The 26,026-nt window shown below is 61.4% G+C and carries 20 protein-coding genes and 1 pseudogene; 2 read left to right on the top strand and 19 right to left on the bottom strand.

From position 1 onward, the window contains the following. Position 1 precedes the first annotated feature (1 nt). From EDE12_RS18280 to EDE12_RS18190, 19 genes and pseudogenes are all read right to left on the bottom strand, one after another. Positions 2–1,816: a MotA/TolQ/ExbB proton channel family protein gene (locus EDE12_RS18280; RefSeq protein WP_036290691.1), complete on the bottom strand. Its 1,815-nt coding sequence runs from the start codon at positions 1,814–1,816 to the stop codon at positions 2–4. 95 nt (positions 1,817–1,911) lie between these two features. Next, positions 1,912–3,615 (bottom strand): ShlB/FhaC/HecB family hemolysin secretion/activation protein, encoded by a 1,704-nt coding sequence (locus EDE12_RS18275; protein WP_036290578.1) that lies wholly within the window; start codon positions 3,613–3,615, stop codon positions 1,912–1,914. Positions 3,616–3,911: 296 nt separating this feature from the next. After that, the gene (locus tag EDE12_RS18270) at positions 3,912–4,898 is read right to left on the bottom strand and encodes a FecR domain-containing protein (RefSeq protein WP_245267461.1); all 987 of its coding nucleotides are present in this window, start codon (positions 4,896–4,898) and stop codon (positions 3,912–3,914) included. Positions 4,899–5,272: 374 nt separating this feature from the next. Then, the gene (locus EDE12_RS18265; protein ID WP_024881690.1) at positions 5,273–5,815 is read right to left on the bottom strand and encodes an RNA polymerase sigma factor; all 543 of its coding nucleotides are present in this window, start codon (positions 5,813–5,815) and stop codon (positions 5,273–5,275) included. Positions 5,816–5,991: 176 nt separating this feature from the next. Further along, entirely contained in the window at positions 5,992–6,723 is a 732-nt protein-coding gene (locus EDE12_RS18260; protein ID WP_051592398.1) for an STN domain-containing protein, read from the bottom strand. 138 nt (positions 6,724–6,861) lie between these two features. Then, positions 6,862–7,566 carry an energy transducer TonB gene (locus EDE12_RS18255; RefSeq protein ID WP_051592399.1) on the bottom strand — a complete coding sequence of 235 codons (705 nt, stop codon included), beginning with the start codon at positions 7,564–7,566 and terminating at the stop codon, positions 6,862–6,864. A gap of 239 nt (positions 7,567–7,805) precedes the next feature. Beyond that, positions 7,806–8,540 (bottom strand): annotated as a pseudogene (locus EDE12_RS18250) (IS6 family transposase). Positions 8,541–8,632: 92 nt separating this feature from the next. Further along, on the bottom strand, positions 8,633–8,995 hold the full coding sequence (locus EDE12_RS18245) for a hypothetical protein (RefSeq protein ID WP_024881687.1): 363 nt from the start codon (positions 8,993–8,995) through the stop codon (positions 8,633–8,635). A gap of 120 nt (positions 8,996–9,115) precedes the next feature. Continuing rightward, positions 9,116–10,771: a methanobactin biosynthesis FAD monooxygenase MbnF gene (gene mbnF / locus EDE12_RS18240; protein ID WP_051592400.1), complete on the bottom strand. Its 1,656-nt coding sequence runs from the start codon at positions 10,769–10,771 to the stop codon at positions 9,116–9,118. A 66-nt stretch (positions 10,772–10,837) separates the two neighbouring features. Further along, positions 10,838–12,118, bottom strand: coding sequence for a hypothetical protein (mbnM, locus tag EDE12_RS18235; protein WP_026598277.1), 1,281 nt, complete (start codon positions 12,116–12,118; stop codon positions 10,838–10,840). Then, positions 12,115–12,699 (bottom strand): methanobactin biosynthesis protein MbnC, encoded by a 585-nt coding sequence (gene mbnC, locus EDE12_RS18230; RefSeq protein ID WP_024881684.1) that lies wholly within the window; start codon positions 12,697–12,699, stop codon positions 12,115–12,117. Before mbnC ends, mbnM begins: the two co-directional genes overlap by 4 nt. Then, positions 12,671–13,504 (bottom strand): methanobactin biosynthesis protein MbnB, encoded by an 834-nt coding sequence (mbnB, locus tag EDE12_RS18225; protein WP_024881683.1) that lies wholly within the window; start codon positions 13,502–13,504, stop codon positions 12,671–12,673. Before mbnB ends, mbnC begins: the two co-directional genes overlap by 29 nt. A 79-nt stretch (positions 13,505–13,583) precedes the next feature. Next, a complete protein-coding gene (mbnA, locus tag EDE12_RS22530) occupies positions 13,584–13,682 on the bottom strand; it encodes a methanobactin (RefSeq protein ID WP_084768440.1) in 99 nt (32 codons plus the stop codon). A 751-nt stretch (positions 13,683–14,433) separates the two neighbouring features. Next, the gene (locus EDE12_RS18215; RefSeq protein WP_026598278.1) at positions 14,434–16,938 is read right to left on the bottom strand and encodes a TonB-dependent receptor; all 2,505 of its coding nucleotides are present in this window, start codon (positions 16,936–16,938) and stop codon (positions 14,434–14,436) included. 158 nt (positions 16,939–17,096) lie between these two features. Next, positions 17,097–18,044 (bottom strand): FecR family protein, encoded by a 948-nt coding sequence (locus tag EDE12_RS18210; protein ID WP_026598279.1) that lies wholly within the window; start codon positions 18,042–18,044, stop codon positions 17,097–17,099. A 107-nt stretch (positions 18,045–18,151) separates the two neighbouring features. Further along, a complete protein-coding gene (locus EDE12_RS18205) occupies positions 18,152–18,652 on the bottom strand; it encodes a sigma-70 family RNA polymerase sigma factor (RefSeq protein WP_026598280.1) in 501 nt (166 codons plus the stop codon). Positions 18,653–18,759: 107 nt separating this feature from the next. Continuing rightward, positions 18,760–19,209, bottom strand: a complete 450-nt coding sequence (locus tag EDE12_RS18200) for a hypothetical protein (protein WP_134188209.1) — start codon at positions 19,207–19,209, stop codon at positions 18,760–18,762. A gap of 879 nt (positions 19,210–20,088) precedes the next feature. Next, a complete protein-coding gene (locus tag EDE12_RS18195) occupies positions 20,089–21,459 on the bottom strand; it encodes a HAMP domain-containing sensor histidine kinase (RefSeq protein ID WP_026598281.1) in 1,371 nt (456 codons plus the stop codon). After that, entirely contained in the window at positions 21,456–22,145 is a 690-nt protein-coding gene (locus EDE12_RS18190) for a response regulator transcription factor (protein WP_036290583.1), read from the bottom strand. Before EDE12_RS18190 ends, EDE12_RS18195 begins: the two co-directional genes overlap by 4 nt. 765 nt (positions 22,146–22,910) lie before the next feature. Between EDE12_RS18190 and EDE12_RS18185 the strand changes: the two genes are divergently transcribed. Together EDE12_RS18185 and EDE12_RS18180 are read left to right on the top strand one after the other, a co-directional pair. Then, positions 22,911–25,220, top strand: coding sequence for a TonB-dependent receptor (locus tag EDE12_RS18185; RefSeq protein WP_084768441.1), 2,310 nt, complete (start codon positions 22,911–22,913; stop codon positions 25,218–25,220). A 1-nt stretch (position 25,221) separates the two neighbouring features. Next, the gene (locus tag EDE12_RS18180) at positions 25,222–25,983 is read left to right on the top strand and encodes a PepSY-associated TM helix domain-containing protein (protein WP_051592402.1); all 762 of its coding nucleotides are present in this window, start codon (positions 25,222–25,224) and stop codon (positions 25,981–25,983) included. Positions 25,984–26,026 lie beyond the last annotated feature (43 nt).

Below are 26,026 nucleotides of genomic sequence, written 5' to 3'. Positions count from 1 at the left end.
GTCACTCCCCCGCAATTCGCCGCTCGACGACCTCGAACCGGCCTTCGGAATAGGATTCGGCCATGCGCGTCACGAATTCGTCGACGAAAACGTGAATGTCGCTCGTCAGATCTTTGATGCGGGAGATGAGATAATTGTATCCGAACAGCGCGGGGATCGCGACGCCGAGGCCGGCGACGGTCGCCACCAGCGCCGCGGCGATACCCGGCGCGATCGCATTGACATTCACATCTCCGCTCGCAGCGATCGCCGCGAAGGTGATCATGACGCCGACGACCGTGCCGAGCAGGCCGAGGAACGGCCCGCCAGAGATCGCGATGGTCAACACGACCATCATCCGATTGAGCTGTTGCGTCTCCTTGACGACCCCACTGTCGAGCGCCGCCCGGATCGCCGCGATCGACGGTCCGGAAAGCGCTCCCCTGCGCACGCCGGAGGCGACGAAGCGATGACGGATCTCCGAAGCGCCGATGTGATAGATTCGGTAGAGCGATGATGGACGCATGCTGTCTGCGTCCCGCTCGCTGATGCGGCCGCCCAAAGTCGCCACATCCTCATCGTCGCTGTGATCCAGCGCGGTGAGATCGGTCGCGAGCTCGCGAAAGCTCTTCATGAATTGCGCATTGGCCTTCGCCTGCCTGTTCAAATAGGTCGCGCGGTCGATCATGACGAGCCAGCTGATCGCCGCCATGATCATCAATAGGCCGATGATGATCCATCCATCGAGCGTCACCGATTTCAAGATGATCACCATATAGCCGGACAACCAGCTCGCGGTTTCTTCGTCCACGCTGAAGGAGATGAGCTTGGATGGATCCGGCCCCTGTCCGATCGCAGCGAATTTGATGAAGCCGGCCGAACGGGCACTCTTGGCGATTTGCAATTCGTCGATATCGCCGACGAATCCGGGAGCGCCCGCTTCGCCGCCGATCGCAGCGCTCGTTCGGAGCTCTGGAACGCTGGCGTCGAGCGTCGCATAGACGCGGCCGTCGACATAGAGCGAGAGGCGCCCCGCGCCAGCGACAACGGCGAGATGCCGCCAAGCATTCGCAGTCCAAGGCGCTCCGACGGCGCTGCGCGCGACGGCGCCGGCTGTCGTCACCTCGATGTAAGGCGCACCGTTGTCGAGGCCTATCGCCAATGCATCGGCGCCGGCGCGGCGGCTATAGAGCGTCGCATCGGACGCGAGCGTCGCCGGTTTGACCCAAGCCGAAAAGGTGAAAGCGTCGCCAGCGGCTAGCGCCAAGGACGGAGACGCGGGAATAATAAGAGGCGTGCGGCCGTCGAGCCGCAAGCCGCCGCCGATGATCGCGCCATCGGCCGGCTGACCGACGCTCGACGCATTGTTGCCCCACACTGACGAGTCGAGCGCCGGTGTTCCGCGTTCCGCGAAATGATAGACGAGCGCGGCGTCCGCATCAAAGGTCCCTTTGGGATCAGCGGTCGAGACGGCTTTTTTGTCGCCATAGTACAACCATATGTCCGTCTTTGCGCCGGGCTGCACATTCGGCGCGGCCACCCATATCAACGCCTCCCCTAGAAGGGGATCGAATTTCTCGATGTGATGCTTGAGCGGCGTCTTGTCGTCGCCGGCTACGAAGCGCAGATCGCCGCCATCCTCTTTGGCTGCGGAAAAGCGGAAATTGCCTATGTGCAGTCGCACCAGCACCGGCGTCGCGCCGATAGGATCCGTGATATTGGCTCCAGAGGCGCTAACGTCGATGGTGATTTTTTTGCGCAGCTGCCACTCGTCGTTCCACCAGGCGAATGCGGAGGACGACCACAATGTCATCATCGTAGCGACGCAGAAGAGCATCGAGGCGATGCGGAAGCGGCGGCGCGCGAACTCGAGCGCCAATTGACGGCCTCGCAGCTCGGATAGAATGGGTATGTCGAACGTCATCGTCGTCATCAGAATTCACCCCAGACACGAAAGTTCAGGCGCGGCTCCTTCGCCTGCGTATAGAGTTGGCTTATCATTGGCATCGAATAGACGAACATGCCGCTCACATGGTCGAGCAGCTTGATGCGCGCCCCGAAGCCATAGCTCCACAAATTGAAATGCGCCTGCTGCTCGGCCAGCGGGTGAATGACTTCGACGACCCCCTTGTCGACGAAGCCGAACAGCCTCCACTCGTTGAACAGGCTCACTGGCAGGCGATCCGCGCCGGCTTCTCGTTTGAACGCATCCTGCAGAATTTCGCCCACGTTGGGGCTGCGCAGTTCCACTGTGCCGGCGGCTCCGGTGTCGCCGAGGACCTCGGATTCGAGATAGCCCCTCACCGTGTCGAGACCACCGACGCTGATCTGCTCGCTCGAGGCCAGTGGGCCATCGGCGATCTGGCCGACGATCCGGCCATAGCCCTGGAAGCCGCCCGGCAGCTCCTGCAGATGAGAAACGTCTAGATTGAAATGGGTGAAGCTTCCCGACGCGTAAGCGCGTTTGTTGTCGAACGCTGTCTCGTTGCTGCCCGCCGGCCGCATATTCAAAGTGAATGACGCATTGAGCTGCGTGGTGAAACTTTCGGTCTGATAGGTGGCGTTGTAAGTCGCGACCAGGGGATAATAGGTGATCGGCGAGGAGGATGAAGTTTCGGTTCCGATCCTGACGACCTCGCCGTAGTGCTTATAGTCGAGCCCCACCGAGACGGAATGATACAGATTCTCGATCGCCGGCAGCGACATCACAGCGCGCAATCCGACGGTCTGGCCGGGCCCGACGACATTCACTCCGCCGACAGTGGCGACGTCGCTCGTCGATGTGAGTCCATATGCGAGCACCGCCAGCCAATCGACGTCCGGCACGCGCGCGAGATAAGAGGCGGAGAAAACCTCGGCGTCGGAACGTTTCTGCGGCGCCGACTGATAGGTGAAGCTCAGCGAATGACCGAGTTGCCAAAGATTATCGTAGCGCACAGTCCCGATGATGCGCTGAGGCGTCGTGTTGGGCGAGCGACGATTGTTGAACTCCATATTCGCATGGAGCGGAAGCTTGTCTTCGACTTCGAGATCGACATCGACCGTGCCTGGCGCGACACCGGCGCGTAACGCGGGCGTCACGCGCCGGTCGGGCCATTGGTTGAGCGCGACGATGTCTTTCGTCACCTCGCTGAAATTCGGCACGGTGCCTTCCTTCAGAGAGGCCGCCTTGGCCTTGATCTGGTCGACATCGAAAAAGCGCGCGCTCTTCACGCGCAAGCGGCCGATTTTGAGCTCGGCGACCTTGAGGATAATGACCCCGCCTTGCGCATTTTGTTGCGGAACGGATACGGCGACCGTCTGAAAGCCTTTGTCGTGATAGGCTTTTTCGAGGGCCGCGCGCGCTTTTTCGACATCGGCGGCAGTGCGACCCGGGCCGACGAATGGATAGATCGCCTCCTCGACCTCGAGCTGCGTCAGTCGATCGGCTCCGTCGACGACGAAATCATCTATATCGAAACGCGCCGACGACGCGGAACTCTCCGACGCGGCTTTCGCGGAGGCGGGCGACTTGGGCGCTGTCGTTTCCGCGACCGCTTTTCCCGGGGACGTCGCCTCGGCGGCGCCTTCGGCCACCGCGCTCCGCGCTTTTCCGATGCACCAAGCGGACGTTGACGCCGACAAACCGCCGCACATCACCAGAACCACGACAAAGTCACGACCTACATCGCTTCGAAACTGCAGATATGCACGACTGCGCGACCCACTACTGGACATGACCATTCGGTTCCTCACGAACGCAGGAAGCGCGCACCTGGCAGTCGATCGCTGCCCGATGCGATGATCAAACGCGCTCCCTCGTTGGAAAGACGATTCGGTTAGCCCGGACCCGAAAATCAAATTGCGAAAAAATACGGAGCCCTCACCTCGCGGAATCGGATCGGCGAGAATTTCGAGAGGATCTTATTTGCGCGCCGTGGTGCGGCGGCCGGTCAACCGAGAAGGACGACGCCACCCGGAAGCGCCAGCGCGCGGGCTCCGAACAGGCGCTGAACCTGCTCCACGAGAACCTCGAGCCGATCGACGCGAAAAACGCCGTCGACGATGCGTCGGCTCAAATCGGCGTTGGCGATGATGATCTTGCCCGGACGGTAGCGATTGACCTCTTCTATGACCTCGACGAGCGGCGTGTCGTGAAAGAGCAGCAACCCCTCCCGCCAAGCAGTCACTCGGCGCGGGTCGACGCGCGAGGATCGCATGACGCCGTCGGCGCCGTAAGACACTTGCTCGTCCTTGCCGAAGCGCAACGTGAATTCGCCCTGCGCGACGCTTACCGAGCCCTCGAGGCAGCTCACCGAGACAACGCCGTTGATGCAGCGCGCGTCAAAGCGCGCTCGACTCGCCGTGATCTTGCTCCCGGCCGCAAGGACGACGAGCGGCCGGGTCTGCGGCAGGTCGACGGAGACCGCCGTCTGTCCGGAAACCAGCTCGATCTGCAACGCGGACTGCGTCGGTTTAACCGCGATGCTCGTCTGGGTGTTCATCTCCAGCGAAACATCGGGAGCGAGGGCCACCATTCGCCGCTCGCCTTTGCCTGTCCGGTAGTCGGCTGAGAGTTCTTGGAGTGAGGGCCACAGATCGAGCGGCGGGTGCAAGACAGCGACTCCGGCAACCGAGGCGGCGATCGCGCCTCCGACAAACACGCGACGCGACAACGCCCTGCTCTGCGACATTATTTGCGGCGGCGATGCATTCTTCTGGCTCGCTTCTTCGGCTAGCTCGCGGCCGGCCGTGCCGACGAGACGCCAGACGCGCACGGCCTCCCGAAACGCCTCTTCGTGAAGAGGGCTCTGCGCGCGCCAATGCTGCAGTTCTTCGAGATCCACGGCGGAGGGCTCGCCGGCTTTCAGTCGCGCGATCCAGCCGAGGGCGTCGTCCAGCAGGGCGCGAGGCTCGCACGTATCGGCCGGCTCAATCACGGATCGAGGCTCGTCATCGGCGCCAGCCACGCCAGAATCCTCCGTCAGAAGGCGAGAGCGTCGCGTATCTTTATGCGATTCTATGGGTTTGGAGCAATCTTCTCGCATCGCATCTTTCGGTCCTGCGCGGAGCCGTCCGATCGGGTCATCACCTAGACCGAAGCCGCTGCAAACGAGACAACGGCCGCTCCTGTCGTCGAAGCTCCGCTCGGACGCTCGCAAAAGCGTCCGGTGCTCCTGAACATCAGACGACTGGCTCGCGCCTATCCCGAAGCGCGACGAAGACCAAAGTGAGACGATTTTGCGGGAGAGCTTTTGGACGGCGCATAGCGCGCCGATCTCTTAGAGCGCATCGTCACGGCGCATCCGCGTCATTATGACTTCGGCCGTGGCCCCCCCAGACGGACCACACGCGTGCGACTCAGACGTTCCGCGCAATGCGTCAAAGCATATCGGAGATCAGCCTCGACCGTTCGGGTGGTGACATCCAGACTGATTGCGACCTCTTGCGCTGTCCGACCCTCGACGGCGATTTTCCTCAGCACTTCACGGCGGCGCGGCGACAGCTCGGCCATCGCGCGCGTGAAAGCTTCGATCTCTGAACGCGCTTCGGCGATCTGAGCCGGTCCCGGCGCTTCATCGCAAATGTCGAGGATCGCGTCCACCGCAGCAGCGCTCACGCGATTACGCCCGGCTTTCTTGTGATCCTTGGCGATATTGACGGCCGTGCGAAAAATATAATCCTTCGGGCTTCGAACGTCCGCCGCCTCGCCCACCCGGTCCAATCGCAGGAATGTCTCGTGAAGCGTTTCGTAGGCGAAATCCGCCGAGCCCAATCGCCTCGTGAGTCGTCTCAGCAATTCGTCGTAGCTTTCGACGAGCTGACTGCACAAACGCGCACGATTGGTCTGTATCACGGAACTCGGGCCCCAACGACGCCGGCCCTCGAGACCTCGAGAGCGTGCAGTCACTAACGGTGTTGAACGACGAATTTATGACAGCCCCGCTCGAGGCGTCGTCGAATATCCTTTATGCGAACTCGGTTCCGTCGCTGCGGTGACACGATCTCGACGGTTATGACGAACAGCTGCGTCTATTTGAGCGATTTGACGACGACCAGGACGCGAACGGGCAGCGGCAGATGCGTCGGCGCATCCCGGCTGATGAGAAGCCCTTGCAGAGAGGCGCTCACCGCAGCGTCCCGCTCGCTGTCGCCGGTCGACTGGAACAGTTGAGCGCGTTCGACCCTGCGCGCATCGTCCACCCAGAGCTTGACGCCGATACGATAGTTTCCCGAGCGCGTCCGCGCATTTTTGCGTAGAGCCCTCTCGATGTCGCTGCGGACGGCGTCACTATAATCTCGCAAGAGCGCCTGTTCTTGTTCGCCGTCCCTAGACGCCTCAACTTGCAGCGGATCGAGAGACATATCAGCAGATGCGAGAGGATGAGCAGGCGGCAGATCAGAGAGGGCCGCAAGCCGCTCGAGCGTGATCGCATTGGGTCCGACATAGCGAGCTTTGATGTCGGTTCCCGCCAGAAGGCGCTCGAGCGCGGCGTCCGCCGTGAAGCTTCCATGCAGCGGCGCAGATCGGCGCCCCGCCGCAGAGCGGCTCTCGAAGAGCACTTGCACGCCGGCCGCCTGGCCATAGGCCTCCAGCGCGCTCGCGAGCGACTGTGCGGGAATGTCGAAGAAGCGGGCCGACTCCTCCCGTGCGCCCTCGTCCTGGGCCGACGCCGCATAGGCGAAAGCGGCGACCCACGCCATTACGAAAAACGGTGGCAGGAACGACGCCCGCGCGGCGCGAATGCGATCGGCCTCGCCCACGGAAGCCCTCGGCCCGGTCGCAGAAACCCGTTTGACCGACAAATCGATGCGCATGACTCTCAACTCTACGATCCGCAACGACGCTGCCGCATCGCGTTCCAATCTGCGCTCGCATTCCTGCGATGAATGGTCCGCGCGTCAGAGCATATCAAAAGCGATCGGCGCGAGAATCGTCAGCCGGTCGGGCAGTTCGCGGGGGATTCTCGGCAGCGGCTGCGCCCGCCGGATCGTTTCGGCTGCCGCCGCATCGAGAGCGCTCTGGCCAGAGCTGGTCCGAATCTGCACATCGGTGACGGCGCCGTCCCGCCGCATGGCGAAGAGCACTTGCACCGTTCCCTGCTGTCCCGCTCGCCGAGCCTCTTCTGGATACCGCCGAAACCGGGCGATATGGGCCAGCAACGCCTTTTGGAAGGCGATCGCCGCTCGATTATCCGAAGTGAGCATTCGGGTCGAGGATGCAGCGGGGGCCTCTGCGACAGACGTTGTGTCGACGGTCCGTTCCCGTGGCGTTGGCCTCGTGTCCGGGGCGACAATGGTCGGCTCGGATCGTTCGACGGAGCGCTCGGACAGCATAGCGGACGCCGTCCCGTTCCTCGGCGGAGCCGGCTCCTGCGGGCGGTCGACGTGCTCGCGCGGAGGAAGCAAGCGGACGTCGATTACAGAATCCTGCGTCCTCGAATAGATCGACGACGGCGTTTGGCGCAGCAAGTAGACACCCACGGCGAGCAGCGCCGGCACCATCAATGTTACGCCGACCAGCCATCTCACCTCGAGCGGCTGGGCGACAGCGAACCAAGCCGCCCCCTGCCCGCGCTCGGGAGTCGGCGAACCCTGATCCGACATGCCAGCTACCCCAGTCCCACGCGACGAAAGAGCAAGACATCCGCCAACGGACGTAATCCCGACGCCCACTAGCGAGCGAGCTTACAGTCGACCCAATACGGCATTTTGTGACCGCAACGAGGCGCACTCGGCCCATTTCCGCGCCGCCTTCCGCCTAGATCGCCCCATTTACATGCGATAAATGTCTCCGTTTGATGACAAGCCGCCGCCAAGTTGGCTGTAGGGTTGCGGTACAAATGTTAGGAATGGCCGCTCGATCTGGTTCGGAATTTCGTCGGCGACGAGCACCGTCTCCAAATATCAGGCGCTGTTCGTCCAGCGGTTCTAAATTTGCTCAGTGCGAATTGACCTTTCCTGATCCGATGCATGAGCTCTATCCCGGCGATAGTGACCGACGCGCGCCGAAATCGCTCGAGCCCGAGCATCGCCCCAAGCGGAGCTTGATCGCTCGATGATCCTGTTCAATGAGATTGTTCAAATATTTCGACGATCGTATTTTGGTTCGAGCGCCGCCTCGATGCTCTCCGAGGACTTCACGCGCCGCTCTATACGAGGCCTGATAGCCGTCGAACGTGATTTTGCGTGGCGCGCGACCTCGGTTCGCGAATGCCCCGACGGAAAAACGCTTTGGCCGCGGCGACGTCTCGCTTGGCGCGCAGAAGAAAATCGACAGTCTTTCCTGCCTTGTCGACGGCGCGGCAGAGATAGGTCCAGCGGCCCTTGATCTTGACATAGGTTTCATCCACGCTCGGCCGACTGGGCGAGCGAAGCCGTTCCACCGCCTTTCGAAATTCTGGAACATATCGTTGGACCCAGCGCATGATCGTCGTATGAGCGAGCGACACTCCACGTTCGGCTATCATCTCCACGAGATCCCGAAAACTGAGCTTATAGCGCAGATACCAACGCACGCATAGAATGATGATCTCGCGATCGAAATGGCGGCCTTTGAAAAGATCGTCGACGCTCAACATCGGTCCTCATCCGTGCAACATCGCTCCTCGTATCGAGCGAGTATGCTCGCCCCCTCCGGCGCGGTTGGCGAGCGCTCTCGATAAAGGAACGCTCATTGTGCCTCCGGGCCGACTTTTCCTGCCGCCGGAGCTTGCGCCTTGCTCGCCGTCTGAAGGATTTTCGCGCGCCGATAGGTGAGCCTTTCTCTCTCCTTGCGGCTCAAGTTGGATGAGGTCGCGGCGCGATCACACGCCTCGATGATCGCCTGGACATTCCGATCCGTCACGTCTTCTTTCGTGAAGCAGGCCTGCCAGCTCACCAGGAGCTGCAGAATGTTCGAGTCGGCATCGGCGTTTCCTCGCGTCGTCTCGATCACTTTGTCGTGACAGCCGCTCCCATCTCCAATAGCCGGCGCGGGGCAGCTCACTGTCGGTTCGAGCGCGAGCGCAGTGTATGCGGCGGCGAGCCCCAGCATGACGCCTCCGGCGCCGACAAAAGCCGAGCATGCTCGGCTGCGTGCGAAAACAACGCCTCGGAACGCTCTGCGAGCTGGCGGGATTTTAGGAAGCGGGCTTTTTGGGGCTGACATGGCTCCTCACGGCACGACTTTGGCCATCGACGCGTAAGCAGGCGACGAAGGTGGGACTTCGCGCCGATCGAGACAGCGCGCGCGATCGAGGGAACGCCTCAGAATTGCTTCGGAATCCGCGCTCCCATCGACTGATCGCGATGCGATGAAGCCGTCGGGGCGCACGAGCAGAGCTCCGCTCGGTCCGAGCCCGGTTCGCGAGAGAAATGCACCGGTCGGATCATCGACATCTACTCCGATCAGAAAGGCTCTCAACGGCGCGTCTTCGCCGTGAGAGAGCGCTCGCGCGGCCTCGATCCATGCGGATCCGGAGGGACCGGCCAGCAGCACAAATCCTTGTCCCACGAGATCGTGCGTCGAAATCTCGGCGCCGTTTCTGACGAGCGGAACATGCGCGAGTCGGGACCCGGGCTTTCCGCTCGGATGCAGCGTATCGTCCGCCGGCAGTCCATCGTCCGGCTCGTCCAAGGAAATAGCCGGCGATCGATAGCGATAGCTCATCGCGGCGTCGAGATAGTTGACTCGACCGAAGGCGTCAGAGAGATCGGAACGGTCCTGACGTAGCCGTTCGACATAATTCTCGGTCGCACGCGCGATCGAGAGCTGCGCGACGGGACGGCGCTCGGCGTCATAGGTGTCCAGCAAAGCCGGGCGGGCCTCGCCTTTGATCACCATGGCGAGCTTCCAGGCGAGATCGGCCGCATCCTGGATCGCGGTTTGACCGGCGAGGCCTCCGACCGGCGGCATTATATGGGCCGCGTCGCCGGCGAGAAACACTCGGCCGAGGATCATTCGTTCGGCGAGCAACGCCGACATCCGCCAGGGAAGGACGTTCAGAATCTGGACGTCGAGATCGGATTGACCCAACGCCGCGCGCACGAGTTTCTTACATCGCTCGACATCGAAGTCCGACACGGTTTCGCGAGCCGCGTCATATTCGACATTGAGCTGCCCTCGGTCGGGATCGTCGCAGCTGACGAAGGCTCCCGTGAAGTCGCGATGACGTAGGTAGCAGAGAAGGAAGCCGCGCTTCCCCATCGCGATCGACAGATCGGCTTGGAAGAGAATGGACACTGCGTGAGACACGCCGTCGAGTCCGATCATGTCGACGCCGAGCGCTCTGCGGATAGCGCTGCTGCTTCCATCGGCGGCGACGAGATAGTCGGCATGGACCATCGTCTCCTCTCCACTCTCCGTGTCGCGCAGACAGGCGCGGACATTGTCCACGTCTTGCGAGACACGGATGAGCTCGGTCGAAAAGCGAATGTCGGCGCCATGCGCTCGCGCATGGCGAAGCAGCACCGGCTCGACGCGATCCTGGCCGGCGCTGCAAAGCATTGCCGGCGAGAGCGGGCGCGGATCGAATCCGCCCGGCGTCGCCATTATCTTTATGGGCGAGCTCGTGACCGTCTCAGCGACCATGATCGTCGTGTCGCCGGGCGCAGCTCGCGTGACGAGGCGCAGGTCGTTTTCGAGGCCAGGAACCTGCCGTAGCAGCTCGAGGCTGCGAAGATTGAACCCGTGCGCTCTGGGATGATCGGAGAGCGCGGCGCGGCGCTCGATGAGCCGGCACGGAACGCCGCGGATGGAAAGCATCAGCGCGGCCGTCAGCCCCGCATATCCGCCGCCCACGATCAAAACTGGCGCATGTTCGGATGGCATGGTCCTGCAACCTCCTGCTCTCTCGCGTCGCGTCTTCTCTCGGCGCCCCTCGCGGATCATGGCTTTTCAGAGGGCCGCGTTCGCGCGCACGCTGTTCCTGGGCAGTGTGAGACGCCGCCAGAGCCACAGCGCGCAGATAGCCTCAGGGACGATCAGCGACGTATAGGTCAACGGCGGCGAATCGGCCGCGAGTCCCAACGCCAAAAGAGGCACGGCGCAGGACCAGAGCGCGACGCTGTCCGCTTTCGCGACCTCGGCGAAAGCTCCGCGCGACAGCAGCGCGGCCCTCGTCACATTGGCCGCGTGTCGAAGCGGTAGTGAAACGGCGAGCGCCACGATCAGGGACGACCACCAAGGCCCCTGCTGACCGTACAGATCGCCGAGCAGATCGCGGCTTGTGAACAGCACGAGCGCAGCGAAGAAAGAGACGGGCGCGCCGCGAAGCCAAAGCGCGCGGACGAGCGGCGCGATGACGTCGTCCCCGACGCGCGCCAGTCGGAAAGAGAGAAAGCGCGTGAGCGCCAGCAATGGCGCGAAGACAAGGAGCATCAGCGTCTGTCCGGCGGCATAGGCGCTCAGCCGAGAAATGTCGTAATGTCCGAGCCAGGGGGCCGCGAAAAGCATGACGCCGACCGTTACCGCGAAATGCACCGCGACAGTTCGCTGCGACTCCCACGCCGTCGAACGAAAGAAACTCCTAGCCAAGGAACAGCTCGGAATGTGGAACGGCGCTGCGTGACGCGAAGAGAGGATGCGCCAACACCATATGGACGAGACGATCGCAACGACGAGCCCGCTCGCGAAGCAGCCCCGAAGCCCCAAGCCCAGAACGCCGATGAAGAGGAGATTGCCACCGATCTTCAATGCGCCTTCGATCAATTTCCAGCGAACGATGGAAACGCCTTCGTCCAGCGCATGGAGAATGAGAATGGCGGCGGTGACGGAGAAGCGCAGGGGCGTGGCGACCGTGTACAGGTAGATAGCCGTCTCGATCTGCGCCGCGACTTCGCCCTCGCCTGCCACCAACGCAGCCAATCTGGGATAGAACATGAAGCCGAGAAGCCCGCAGAACAGGCCGCCGATCGCCGAGAGGAACAGCGCGCCGCCGATCGCTGTCGCCCCGTCGGCTGTGCGTCGCCTTTGCGCGACGATGGTCGAGGCGACCGTTCCCATGGCTGTCATCAGCACGAGATCGAGCAGCGCCAGACGCGTGAGAAGAACATAGGCGCTCTGCGCGTCGCCTCCCAGCCACCCCAGCGTGACGATATCCACCTGCAGCACGAGCTGCGTGGAGCCGATACTGACGAGCAATGGCCAATATCCGCGCCAGAAGCCGCTTTCGATCATCGCGGTATCGGCCGCCAGCCGGGAAAATGGCCGAGTCTGAGACTTGGCGTGAAGAAATAGCCGAACAGGCCGTCCGGCGCCGGAAGCGGCTCCTCGAACTCGAGGCGCTCCACCTGGTTCAGGCCGCAATAGACGCTGTCCATCTTCCAGCCGACCACCACTCCATCGATCAGAGGCGTGCCGATCACGACGCCGAGGTCATCGACATTGCGATCATAGCCGAGCCAGCGAGCGGCGGAGGCCGTCATCATCGACAACAATAGTTCCTCGCTCAGCCGGTCCCGAAACTCCGACTGCGCCAGCCATTGATAGACCCACAGAAAATAGGTCCAATCGAAGGACAGCTTCTCCTGTCTGGCCCAGGCCATGAAAGGATGGAAGATCGACGCTCCGTCCGGGCCGGACAGATCGAGCAGCAATGGGCAGGTGTCGAACAGCGTGTGCCAATAGGCGCGAAGGCTTATGTCGATGCGGATATAGGAACGTGACTCGCGTGGATAGGTCGCGAGCCGCGCAGGGTCGATAAGATCGGCATAGAGATCGGCGTCGATTCTAGCTGGCGCAGGCGACAAGATCGGCATGCTCGAGCTCCTGAGTGTGGGGGAATATCTCGCGCAGACGCTGCAGATCGACTGCAATCGAATCATAGTCGATGTTGATGTCGCGCTCGTAGGTGATCGTCGCGCCGGGCTTGTCGAATGACGAGCGCATCGAGGACAGAAATTCGATCGTATCCGGCGCCATCTCTCGATCATGCGCGTCGACGATGACATGAGGCGCGCTGAATGACTGCGCATAGCCCGCGACATGAAAATGCTGCGTCGTCTCGACGATATCGTTCCAGAGGTCGAGCGGCGCGCCGCAATTGTGCTTCGCGCAGACGGCGTTCGATGCGTCGAAGAGAACGCCCGCGCCGGTCTCCTTGGATAGGCGCCGATAAAAGGCCGGCGCATCCCATCCGCCCTCCATGATCGATGGAAAATTTTCGAGATAGAGGCGACGTCCGAGCAAATCCTGCCACTTCTCGACGCGCCGTCGAACGGCGTCGAATTGCGTCTCGTAATCTATTTCGCCCAGGTTGTAGAAGCATCTGCCTTCATGTGTAAAACGTAGCAAATGGTCCGACACGTAGATCGGGTTCAATGCGTCGATGAGAATCCGTATCCGCTTCGCCAGCTTGCCGAGGACCTCGTCGTCACTCTCGAGAAATTTCGAGAACATGATATGAAATGCGATCGGGCAATCGAGAGTCGTCTCCAGCTCTTTTGGGGGGACATGGAGAAAATTGTCGATCAATAGCTCACAATAGTCGATCTGGCGCGCCTTGATCATCCGCTGGACCATGTCGAGGGTCGCGTTGAGCGTGAAATTGAAGCCGATCAGCATATCGAAACAGGCCTCCAAGAAAATGACCGTAGGTCTCGAGACGCCGCCCCCGGCGAATGCGACGGGGGCGGCCTGCCGATCAGGGGCAGAGCGGGCCGCACATCGGGCACGAGCTGCACATCGCGCCCAGACGACCGACGACCGGGAGAACTTCCTTCTTGGAGATCTTGATAGCCATTGCTTCCTCCTGAAAAGCGCCGAGTTAAGCCGGTCTGACTGTATTATACAGAATAGACAAAGCATCGCATCCGCGGCGTTCAGCAATGCGATGAATACATAATAGCTGAAAATTCTCCTATGGCAATACAAAATCGCTTATTTTTCTATCTTCGAGCCGAAAATAGTTAAGTGTAAAAAATATATACATTGCGTACGTAGTATAGATTGCGTCCATGCCTGTTCGCGGTCCGCGCCTCCAATGGTTCGGAGACGCGCGCCGAGAGACCGATCCTGCGGCAGCGCTGCGCGTGATTATCGATGAACTCTTCGAGCGTCGCGGTCGTCCCGTCATGCATGCAGGGCGACCGCGCCAATTTGTTGCGGTGGGGTCGCCGCCGCGGCGATATCGGCTACGAACGCGAGAGAAGCGGCGCGCGTTTCATTGCTTGCCGCCCACGATCTTCGCCGGCTTGGCGGCGCCGACCTTGAAGACCGGCGAGACGCCGGGCTTCGTCCGCTTGCCGGCATCGCCAGCGCCTGGAGCGCTTTCCGCGAGATCGAGACGGAGCGCCGAGACGATCGGCGTGGCATTCTGGATCGTCCAGCGCGGTCATGCGGCAGATCGCGCCACTTTTGTCGACCGGACTCCGACCGTGAGAGCTGCGATCAGCAGCGCCGCGAGCTTCGAATTTTGTTCCCGCATCGTTGGTCGCTCCTTCCAGATGGGCTCGCACCCTCGTCTTCGTCGGCCGCCGAATTCGCAGACAGACTTAGAACTCCACGCGCAGAGAGCCGAGGAAAGTGCGCGGCGTTCCGGTCTGGATGGTGTAGCGATCGGTCGAGGTCGGATAATAGGTCGCGTCCGTTATGTTCTTGACGTTGAGCTGGCCGGTGACGGTGTATCCCGCGATCTTCGTGCTGTAGGCGACCATGCTATTGAGCAGCGCATAGCTTGGCAGAACGAAGGTATTGGCGGTGTCGCCGAAGGAGCTCTCGTAGACGGACACCCCGGCGCCGAGGCTCAGCCCGAGCAGATCCCCATCGGCGTCGTATTTCACCCAGAGATTTCCGTAGTTCCGAGGGCTCGCAGCCAATTTCGAGCCCGAGATCGCGAGCTGCGTCGTGATGAGCGTCAACGGATTATAGGAACTCGCCCCCTGCATCGTGCGCACATCGTCATGTGTGTAATTGGCGATGACGCTCCAATTGTCATCGATGCGGCCCGTCAGATCGAACTCGAATCCCTGGCTGCGCGCCTTGCCGATCAGCAGCGTGTTGTTCGAATTGGTCGGATCCGTATAGGGAATATTGGTCTTAAAAATATCGAAATAGGCCATGGTCAGCGTGAGGCGCTTGTCGAGCAGCTCCGCCTTCACGCCGCCTTCGAATTGCTCGCCCTTCTGCGGCGCGAGCGGCATGAGCGCCGTGGTCGTGCCATTGTTCGCTCCGAAGGACTGGGTGAAATTTCCATAGAGCGACAACCAGGACAGTGGCTGATAGACGACGCCGACGCGAGGACTGAAAGCTTCGGCATGGACACTCACATAGGAGGTGCTGGCCAAATAGGCGGAGGAGGAGATTCTGTTGGAGCCATAGTCGGTCCAATCATAGCGCCCGCCGAGCAGCACATGGACGGAATCGTCCAGGAACGAGATCATGTCCTGACCATAGACTCCGGTCCACTTTTGGCCCGCCACGCCGTAAACTGGCTTTTGATAAGGGTTTTCCAGCCGCGAATAACCAGGAGCGTAGATGTTGATCGCGCTCGTCGGGTTGTAGAAATAATAGGTGTAGGTCGGCAGGAAAGTGGCGAAATAATCGTAGCCGAGCAATATCGAATGCTCGAGAGGGCCGGTTGTAAATTTTCCCTTCAGGTCGAGATTGGTCGCGAAGCTCCTATCCGTATAGCCGGGAAAATAGTTTAATGCGCGGTTCAATACGCCCGTCACCGCATTGAAACTCGTTCCGGTCACATTCTCGTTTCTCGTACCGACATTATAGTAGCTCAGTCGATTTGTCAGGCTCCAGTCGGGAAGGAAGTCGTAGGTCCAATCATAGGCGATACGCTTCCTGTCGAAATGGTCGGGCATCGTCGTCATCACGGTCGGAGCGCTGAGATAGCGGCTGACTGGAATATTGGCAGGGCGTCCCCCGACCGCCGGCAGAACGGGATAATCGTCGACCCAGGTCTTGTTCTGATATTCGAAATCGATGTTCATCCGAAACTGTTCGACCGGATGAATCGAGATCGTCGGCGCGATGAAGACATTCCTGTCGCGGACGAAATTGCGATAGGAATCGGTGCTGTAGAATTCGCCGTTGAAGCGATAGAGGATCGATTTGTCTTCGGTCAGCGGTCCGGTGGCGTCCAGCGTCGTGCGCGTTCCACTGAAGGACTTTACTTGCTGCTGCAACGAGTAGTAGGGCGTCTCCAGCGGCCGCTTGACCACCATATTGACGACTCCGCCGGGTTCGCCACGGCCGAATAGCATGGCCGCCGGGCCTTTCAACACCTCGATCGACTGCAGATTGGTCGTGTCGAGATTGCGGAGCCTGTATTCCATGAGGCCGTTCTTGTAGACGTTGCCAACAGTGTTGAAGAAACCGCGAACCTTGAACAGATCGAAGACATTCGCCGCCGGCGTCACGCCGCTGACGTTGGATAGCAGCGCATCCCCGACGGAGATCGCCTGCTGATCGTCCATCGTCTGGCGCGTCACCACCTCGACCGCGATCGGAGTCTTCAGTAGCGGCGTGTCCGTCTTCAGCGTCGAGGGCGCGCGGACGGCGTTGTAGCCGGTGTGCCGATCTCCCGGCCCTTGGCTGCCTGCGCCCGAGCCGGGGCGGCTTGTCGGACGATTGGGCTCGGAGCCGATATCGATCGTCGGCAGAGGCGTGGCGCCGCCAGCGCTCGCATCGTTGCGAGTGTCGCCGGCTTGAGCCAGGACGATCAGCACCGACTTGCCGTTGGGAGACAGCTCATAGCTCAGCCCCGTTCCCGACAGGACTTCCGACAGCGCCGCCGCGAGACTATGCGATCCCGAGACGCCTCTCGTCCGATACGAGCGGGTCAAGCGTGAGTCATAGACGATGCGCACGCCGCTCGCGTCAGCGACGCTGTTGAGCGCAGTCGAGATGGGGCCGGCCGGAATGTCGTAGCTTCGTACGATCTCGGCGATTTCCTTCTGCGGCATCTGCGCATGCGCTTCGGCGCGATCCGCGTTCGATCCGAATGCGAGAGCGCCCATCGCGGTCAGGATGGCCGTCGCCCCCATCATCCCACCCTTCGCTGACTTGCTGCCGTGAGGAATCCGATCCGACATCTCGTTTTGGTCCTGTCCCGTCTCCTGGCGGCAGACACCACGCCTCCCACTCAGACAAGGACGAACCGACCCCTCCCGCGGGGAGGTCGACGAGCAAAAAAAATCCTCTCTTATCCCGTGAGCACGACGAGATAGCCGAGATCGAGAGCGCGAAGGCCGAGAGCCTTCTCGATCGCGGAGATGGCGGCGATCGGATCTGCCGCGTCGAACACGCCGCTCACGCGCCTTTCTCGGATCGATGGATCGAGAATGAGAATATATCCGCTCAGATAATGTCCGAGCACAGAGACGACCTCGGCGAGCGGCTTGTCGTCGAATATCAGCTTTCCGCGACGCCATGCGGCGACATGGTCGACTTGCACCCGGTATGGATCGACCGCGGCGACGCCCGGCCCAAAAGCGCTCTGCTCGCCTTCATCGACGATGATCGCCGGGCCACCCGTCATGACGCGCACCCGATGCTGAGCGACAGTGATCTCCGTTCGCTCCCCCGTCGTCGAGATGTCGAAGCTCGTGCCGAGAGCCGTCACCGAGCCGCGGGCGACCAGAACGGAAAAGGGCCTGCCGGCGTCCGGCGCGACGTCGAACCAAGCCTCGCCCTTCAGGAGGGTCACATTGCGCTTGCCTTCGTCGAAATCGAGCGAGATGGCCGAGCGAGGGCCGAGCTCGATCCGCGATCCGTCGACGAGCCGAATGGTCCGCGTCTCCGCGACGCCGGTGCGGGTCTGCGCCCTCAACATGATCCAGGCGTCGTCGAAAAAGACATAGGACAACAGCGTTATGGCGAGCCCCGCGAGGACGGCGGCGACGCGAACGCGCCGCGTTCGGCGCGGCGGAAGCACTTCGAAGGCGTCTATGAGCGGCCGCAGGTCTTCGAGATCGCCCCAGATGCGGCAAACCTTCTCGAATGCCTCGCGGTTGGCCGGATCATGCGTCAGCCAAACGACGAACGCCTCGCGCTCCTGCGGAGTCGGAGCGCGACTGTCCAGGCGCGTCCACCATTCGATGGCCGCTCTCCGACGGTTCGCCCGATCACGGGGAGCGTCATCCTCCTCCATCTCCGCGCCAATCTGCCTCTTACAGGGCGTTATCGCCGCCATTGATCCACTACTTTAGCAGGACGGATGCCGACAGTGATATAAGGTGAGCGTCTCGATGCGAAAATTTAGTCGAGCGCCGCATGGCACCTCTCCAGCGCCAGTCGCAGATGCTTGAGGACCATGTTTCGGGAAATGCCCAGCCGTTGAGCTATTTCGTCCGGCGAAAGATCATGGAAGCGACGTAAGATGAAGACTTCCCGACACTTAGGGGGCAGGCCTTTCATCGCGGCGTACAGCAAGCGGGCGCCTTCCTTCGCCTCGCAAACTTGTGACGGATCGAGTCCGGTCTCGGCGATCTCGGCCGGGATGTCGCCTGGCGCGACGTGCTTGGCCATGGTCTTGGAATGACGGGAGAAGTCGCGCGCGAGATTGATCGCCGTCGTTCGTAGATAGGCGTCCTCGTCGGCGATCGGTCCGACTTCCCGACGCCGCAGCATCCGCACAAAGGTCTCTTGTAGAAGATCGAAAGCGTCCTCGTAACCGACGCGACGCGTGAGACAGTCGAGAAGATCGCGCTTGTTGCGCTCGAAGAGCTCGCCGATCGAACGGCCATTGGTTCTGAACATGATGTGGCTTCCGCTGGAGCCTCGAACTCGCGATGGCGGCGAAGCGAGAGGCCGCCCGAGCGGGCCCCGCCCCGAACGATTTTCCCGCTCCAGAGCGGGAGAAGCGTTCAGGACAGACGCGGCGGAGCGCGGGAAGAGTGAGAACTCGTCCAGGTCGTAAGGTGACGGTCGATGTCGTCGACGCACGTATCGGCGACGTCGGTCGAGGTTAGAGGGGCGAGAAAATCGGAGACAACGCCGAGGAAGAAAAGCAGAGTAGGCTGATCGTCACGACCACCCGATGCGCAGAGAAGGCAGCATTGATCGGCGGTATGGTGGTCCTGGATCGGCGCTTTTGGATCCGACGCGGAGGCGAGTCTGCAAATCTCATAATTTCCAGACTCGAAAGCGGCGGAGGTGTGAGAACGGAGCGCTTCCACATTGCGCGCATAGGCAAAACTGCTCTGCAATGCGACGAAACAGATCAAAGCGCCGATAATGGCGCTCGCCGATAGTTTTCGCTGTGCGCCCCAGTTCATCATGCGTGATTTGTAAGCCCGCCCCTTGTCATTGGTCAAGTTTAGGAAGGACCGAGAAAGTTCCAGCGCGATCGTCGAGCCGAGCGGACTCGCGAGGAATGCGGCAGGGACAAGAAAAATGCCGCCGGGGGCATGGCGACGGTCGTCGCCGACGCAATGACTGACGCTCGCAGCGACATGCCGCGGTCGACGGCATCGGACAAAGCGGCCGCCGCCTTACCTGACGATGAAGAGAGACCGAGCCAAGAGGCCCACGATCGACACGCGGGCGATTCCATTCGGCCAGATCGCGATCGCCGCCTTGTTTCCCTCGGTCTTTCTGAACATCTTCGGACACCCGCGCCGAGCGCCCGTCTTCTCCTCCGCCTGACCGCCTCGACTTCGACCCTAGGCGCATTGGTAACTTCCGACGTGAGCTTGTCAACGCCGCGAAAGGAAACGTCTGGGCCGGCGGACCAGCAAAAGCTCTTTGTCTGTTGCAGAATCCCAACGTGGCGAGAGGTGCGGACTTTTCCAGCGGTCTTTCCCCCCGACCCAAACCAAGAGCGTCCGTACGTTACGCCCAGTGACGCCGGATCCGGGAATGTCAGCTTCCGGCGTAACCAGACGTTGGCCCTGCGGGCGCGACGGGGCCGCAATGGGTCACAGTTCCTCCTTCGCCGCCGAGAAGGGGGAACTCGCGCCATAACCGGCCATTCGTCACAAACGTCCAGAGGGACCGCTTTCCCTGGATTTCGCGGACGTTCGCGCCACCGGATCGGCAGGGCATAAAGATCCGGATCCCCTGGCTCGGCTGAAGTTCTCGTGACGGTCGCGGGGTTCGCTATTCCACGTCGGTGACGCGCGAACGAGTGACCCGCTGGACGGGCTCGCGTAGCGGCTCAGACCTTCGCCTGGGGGGCGGTCTTGGCGAATCCCTCATCGTATCGCTTGAAATGCGAGTTTGAATGTCGCTCCTCCGCCCGGAGTCTCCTCGATCCAGATACGTCCCCCGAGCTTGTCAAAAAGCTCCTTGGTGATGGTGAGCCCCAGTCCCGTTCCGGGGACCGCGTCGCTCTTCCGCCAAAATGGCTCGAAGGCCGTCGCCTGATCGGACTGCGAGAGCCCCTCCCCATGGTCGATCACCTCGACGACAGCGTCGGAGCCGACCCGCACGAGCACCGTTCCTCCAATCGGCTCAGCCCGCAAGGCGTTGTCGACGATGTTCGCGATTATGCATTCGATCGCGCGAAGATTGCCTCTGACTTTCGGAGCTGGGTCGCTTGTCTCGAACTCGATGAAGCGTTCACATCGCAATGCGAGCAGGACATGACGGGACACGGTCTGACGAACAGCCTCGGCGAGATCGACTATCTGATCGAGTGGAAGCTGGCTCTCGGCCAAACGAGACGCGACGAGCATCTGCTCGACCACCACTTGCAGCCGACCAGCGTCGCGCAGGAGATCGCTCTTGAATGTCGGGGCGTCCTCGCTGTCCTCTATGCGCGTGCGCAGAATCGCCAGAGGCGTGCGCAGCTCATGCGCGGCGTTCGCGATATAGCGACGCAGTCGGGTCGCGCTGGCGTCGAGGCGCGACAGCGCCTCGTTGACGGCTCTGACGAGGGGCGCCGCCTCCGAGGGAACGTCTGCGGTCGAGAGACGCGCATCGAGCGATTCCAAATCGATGCGCGAGGCCTCCTGTGACAAGGAGCGCAGCGGAGCCAATCCACGCCGCACGGCGAACCAAGCCGCTCCCACCGATAGCAGAGTGGTCGAAACGAAATCGACCGACGACCATCGGAATTCTTCGCTGATGGCGTAGAGAAGGTCGATCCATTGAAATTTCTCCCCATAGACGGCGATTTGAAAAGTTCCATAAGGCGTCGTTCTGGCGTCGGCGTATCCGTGAGGGACCGACTTCGGATCGGAAGGAAGAACGAAATGCGTGTGGGTGGAGTTGACTCTGATCGCGCCAGACAGCGTTTCCGCGAGTTCTGGGGAGGAGCCCGGGAGCGCCTCGTAACTTTCGACATCGAAGGCCGCATATTTCAAGCCGGGCGAGCGCTCGAGCTCGGCGCGCAGCGCCTCGGTCGGCGCGAGCCGCATTTGGCCGTCCGCTCCTTTGGTCAGCGAGTCGATCACCATCCGTCCGACGCGATGGATGGCGAATTCGTCGACGCTCGTATCGACGAACCACAAATGGGTCGCGCCGAGGCCCATGATCGACAATTGCGCGACGACGAAGGCGACGAACTGCGCCGGGACCAGATAGCAAACGACGCGCAGCGCGAGCGAGCGGCCGATCGTCATTTCGGTCTCTTGGGCGCCGCGTCCGTTATCATATACCCCAAGCCTCTGGCCGCATGAATGAGAACGCCGGCGTTCAGCTCGGCCAGGCGCGCGCGCAGCCGGGAAGCGAGCTTCGTCAGCGCATGCTCTTCTATGTCTTCGTCGAGCCCGTAGATCGCCGAAACCAGCGCCTCGCGCGAGACGATGCAATCGACGCGCCGGATCAGCGCGTCCAGAAGAGCAAGCTCACGGCGAAGCAGCACGACCGGCTCGCCACCGACAAAAGCCGTACGCGTCTCCAGGTCGAACGAAAGCGCGCCCACTTCCACTGGCGGCGCGCGCTCGCCGCCGGGCCGTCGCAAGCTCGCGCGAATACGCGCCATCAGCTCCTCTATGGCGAAAGGCTTGACGAGATAGTCGTCTGCTCCCGCGTCCAATCCCTCGATGCGGCTGTCGATCGCGTCCAGGGCCGTCAGCATCAATATCCGGCTACCAGGATGCTTGCCCCGGATGCGCGCCACCAGCGACAGTCCATCGCCGTCCGGCAGGCGGCGGTCGAGCACGGCGATTGCATAGGATTGCTCGTCCAACGCCGCATCCGCGTCGCGAATGGTGCCGAAAGTGTCGATGGCGTAGCCCGCCTGTCGAATTCTCCTGGCGACGCTGGTCGCCAGTTCCGGTTGATCCTCGACCAATAAGATACGCATGGGCGCCGCTCCCAAGATCCCCAGCCCGCGTGAATGGGCCGACCGCCATTCCATAGGGAAGCGTCCAAAAGTTGCAAGAAAGCAATGGCAGGACATCGGTCCTATCGTTGACTGTGTCATTTGTATCACGATCGCCCTGAATTTTCGGCAATTCTCGCCGGGTCATCTTCGCAAGACGTTCGTGCCTTATCGTGCATCGACCGCGACCGTGGTCGAAAAGGCCGAATTGTCCTGGAGGTTGACCAGAGCATGATGCGAGCGAGGACGACAGGGCGGGAGACCGCGCGCCGTCGGTCCGCGAACCGGCTTCGCGTCGTCGTCGCTTGTCTCCTGGCCGTCGCGATCGCTCTTCAGGCTCTTACGACAATCGGTCTGCCGTTTCGGCCCCGGGGCCAGCCGAACGGCGATACGGCCCTTCTCGCTTCGGGCGCTTCCATCGCTTGCGCGAAATGGGGGCTCGGCGGCGGCTCCGGCGACACGCGACATCATCTCGACGACTGTTGCATCCTCTGCGGTGGATGCGACGCCGATTGCGCAACGGCTCTTCTCGCCCTCGTGGACAGCGAGCCTGTCGACGCGAACGGCGCCCGATTGTCCCGGATTCCTGCTTCCGCGCAAGTCAGACCGCCTGCGGGCTGGGCGAGCGCCTGGTCGTCGCGCGCGCCGCCGCATTTTTCCTGATCCGATCCATCGAATGGTCCGAACGGACCGCACTCGCACGATCTCGGTTCAAACGGCCGATAGCGGCCGCATCAGGGACAAATCATGACGCCTTCTCGACTGCTGCGCGGTGTTTCCGCTGGCGCCTCCACCTTTGTGTTCATGTCCGCCGCGTTCGCCCAAGAGGCGCTGCCGACGATCGACGTCGGCGCGGACAGCGCCGCGCGCGCCAACGCGACCGTTCCCTCACGAGCTACTCCGGGCGACGCCATCGGCAGTCCTAGCTACGCCGCTCCGAACGCGAGCTCGGCGATGAAGACAGACACGCCGATCTTCGTCACGCCGGCGTCGATTCAGGTCGTGCCCCGCGCCGTCATCGACGATCGCAAGGAGAACTCCGTCCGAGAGGCGCTCCAGAACGTCAGCGGCGTCTGGTTCGAGCCGGCGCTCGGCGGGAATGCGGTCTACAATATTCGCGGATTCCGTACCTTTTCGATATTCCGCAATGAGCTGCGCGCCGGCCCAGGCGCATTCGTCTTCCTGGCGCTCGGGCCTTTGGACACCTCTAATGTCGAGAGCATCGAAGTGCTCAAGGGTCCAGCCGCCATGCTCTATGGCAAGGGCGATCCTGGCGGCATGATCTCGCTCAACACCAAGAAGCCATCGGCTACGCCGCACTATTCGGTCGAGCAGCAGATCGGCTCGTCGGCGCTGTATCGAACGCTCGTCGACGCCACAGGCCCGCTGAATGACGATAAGACGCTGCTCTACCGTTTCACGGGGGCGTTCCAGAGCTATGATTCGACCTCCAGAGACTTCGTCTCTGGGGATGGCTTCGACTTCGCGGGCGCGGTGACGTGGCGACCATTCGAGCAGACCGAAATCACTTATGAGGTCGAGGTCTCCAAGCAGCGCTTCAAGCAGGAGTCCGGCGTCATTGCGTTGGGAAATCGGCCGATCCAGATCCCCACCACGCGGAACCTGCAGGATCCGAACCTGCCCTACAGCAATTTCCTGACGCTTTTCAACGGCGTCAGCGTCAAGCACAAAATATACGAGAACGCAGACATGTCATGGACATTCAATGGTCGCTTTCTCGCCCGCAATTACAAGGACGATGACATCAATCTCGTCCCCGTCGACGGCTTCGCCTATTCTTCCGCCTTCGATCCCGCGACCGGTGTCTTGCACCGCAATGTCTTCGCGCAGCACTACCACGAGCGCGACTGGGCGTGGAACGCCGACGTGATCGGCAAGTTCGACACATTCGGCGTCGGGCACGAGGTTCTTCTGGGTTACGACTTCAATAAGGTCACGGGCGAGTACCGGACTTATGGCGGCGGATATGTCGCCGACCCGGACCTCGACGTCAATGTATGGGCGCCCTGGCGCGGCGTTCCGTCCTGGAAATTCACCCAAGCGAACCTCGACTCCTGGTGCGCCCAAGTCAGCGGCTGCCAGCCAGGCCGGCTCAAGCAACAAAATTCCGGCTTCTATGCGCAGGATCATATCACGCTGTTCGACAGGCTCCATATCATCGGCGGCGGGCGGTGGGACTACGCCGTGCATGGCTACGGCTATTCGGATTTTTTTGGAAATCCCCCGACCACGATGGAGCAGGTCAATGTTCCAAAATACGGCGAGCATGGATTCAGCCCGCGCGCGGGCGTTCTATTCGAGGCGACGCCGTGGCTCGCGGCGTTCGGAGACTGGTCGAACTCTTTCGGAGTCAACAACGGCAAGGACGCCAACGGACAACCTCTCCGCCCACAAATTTCCGAGCAGTGGGAGGGAGGACTCAAAGGAAAATTCTTCGACGATAGGCTGACGGCGACGCTCGCCTTCTATCAGCTCACCAAGACGAACATTGCGACGGCGGACCTCAGCACGCTCAACACCTCGATCACCGGAAATGTGCGCAGTCGAGGGATCGAGCTCGACATCTCCGGCCGCATCGACGATCATCTCAGCGTGATCGGCAATTATGCGCATACACGGACAAAGATACTGAAGCTCTCCGATTACAGTTCTGATCTCGGGACTTATGTCGATGTCTCCGGGCGGTGGTGGCCGAATGTGCCGCGCAATTCCGGTTCGATCTGGGCGAAATACGACTGGAACGGCTACGCATCCAAGGAAGGCGCGAGCTTCGGCCTCGGCGTCCGCTATGTCGACATCCGCCAGGGCGACAACCAGAACACGTTTCAGCTTCCCGCCTACGCCGTCCTCGATGCGATGGTCGGCTATAAATGGAAATACGAAGGAACAAACTGGAATGCCCAGCTCAATTTCAAGAATCTGACCGACACCAGATACTATCAGGGCGCCGATCAGTTCACCAATTTCGACCCGCGTCTTTCGATCTTCCCCGGCGAACGCTTTCAGGTCATCGGCTCTCTCAAGGTCGAGTATTGAAATGATCCGCGCAGCGCTCGTTCGGCTGCATCGCTGGGCCGGAGTCGCCATCGCGGGATTTCTGATCGTCGTGGGTCTAACCGGAAGCCTTCTAGCGTTCTGGAACGAAATCAACCACTGGATCACGCCCGATCTCTATCCCGGCCCCCACGCCGGGATAGAGTTGGACGCCGCCATTTTGGCGCGTCGCGCCGAAGCGCTCGCGCCACAGGCGCGAGCAACGCAGGTCTACCTCGGTTACATAGGCACAGCCTGGGTGACGATGGAGGCGCTCGAAGGGGCGCCTCCACTCGCTTTCGACCAGATCTATCTCGACACGGTGACAGGCGTCGAATTGGGCCGACTGAAATTCGGCGTATTCCCGACGCGCCGCGCAGAGGTCATGCCCTTCGTCTACAAGCTTCATTATGCGCTCGCTCTCGACGATCCGGGTGGGTGGATTCTCGGTGTTGTCGCACTCGTTTGGACGATCGACTGCTTCGTCGCCTTCGCGCTCACATTGCCGCGCGCACGCGGACGCTCTCGCAAGAGTTTTTTCGCTCGATGGAAACCGGCATGGCTCGTGAAATGGAGCGGCTCGCTCTACCGTGTCAATTTCGATTTCCACAGAGCGGGGGGGCTCTGGCTGTGGGCTATGCTGCTGATTTATGCATGGTCCAGCGTGATGATGAATTTGGACGTCGTCTATTCGCGCGTCACGGGCTTTTTCTTAGTGTCGGTCCGAAGACAAGTTGAATCGGATGAATCGCTTGTGATTCAATGAGGCGGTCTGATTCTCGCGGAGACCGCCGATGTGGACGAATGAA

This window comes from Methylosinus sp. sav-2, from assembly GCF_004366495.1.
Taxonomy (GTDB): Bacteria; Pseudomonadota; Alphaproteobacteria; order Rhizobiales; family Beijerinckiaceae; genus Methylosinus.
Note: the sequence above shows the minus strand (reverse complement) of the source record. Positions and strands in the feature narration are given on the sequence as shown.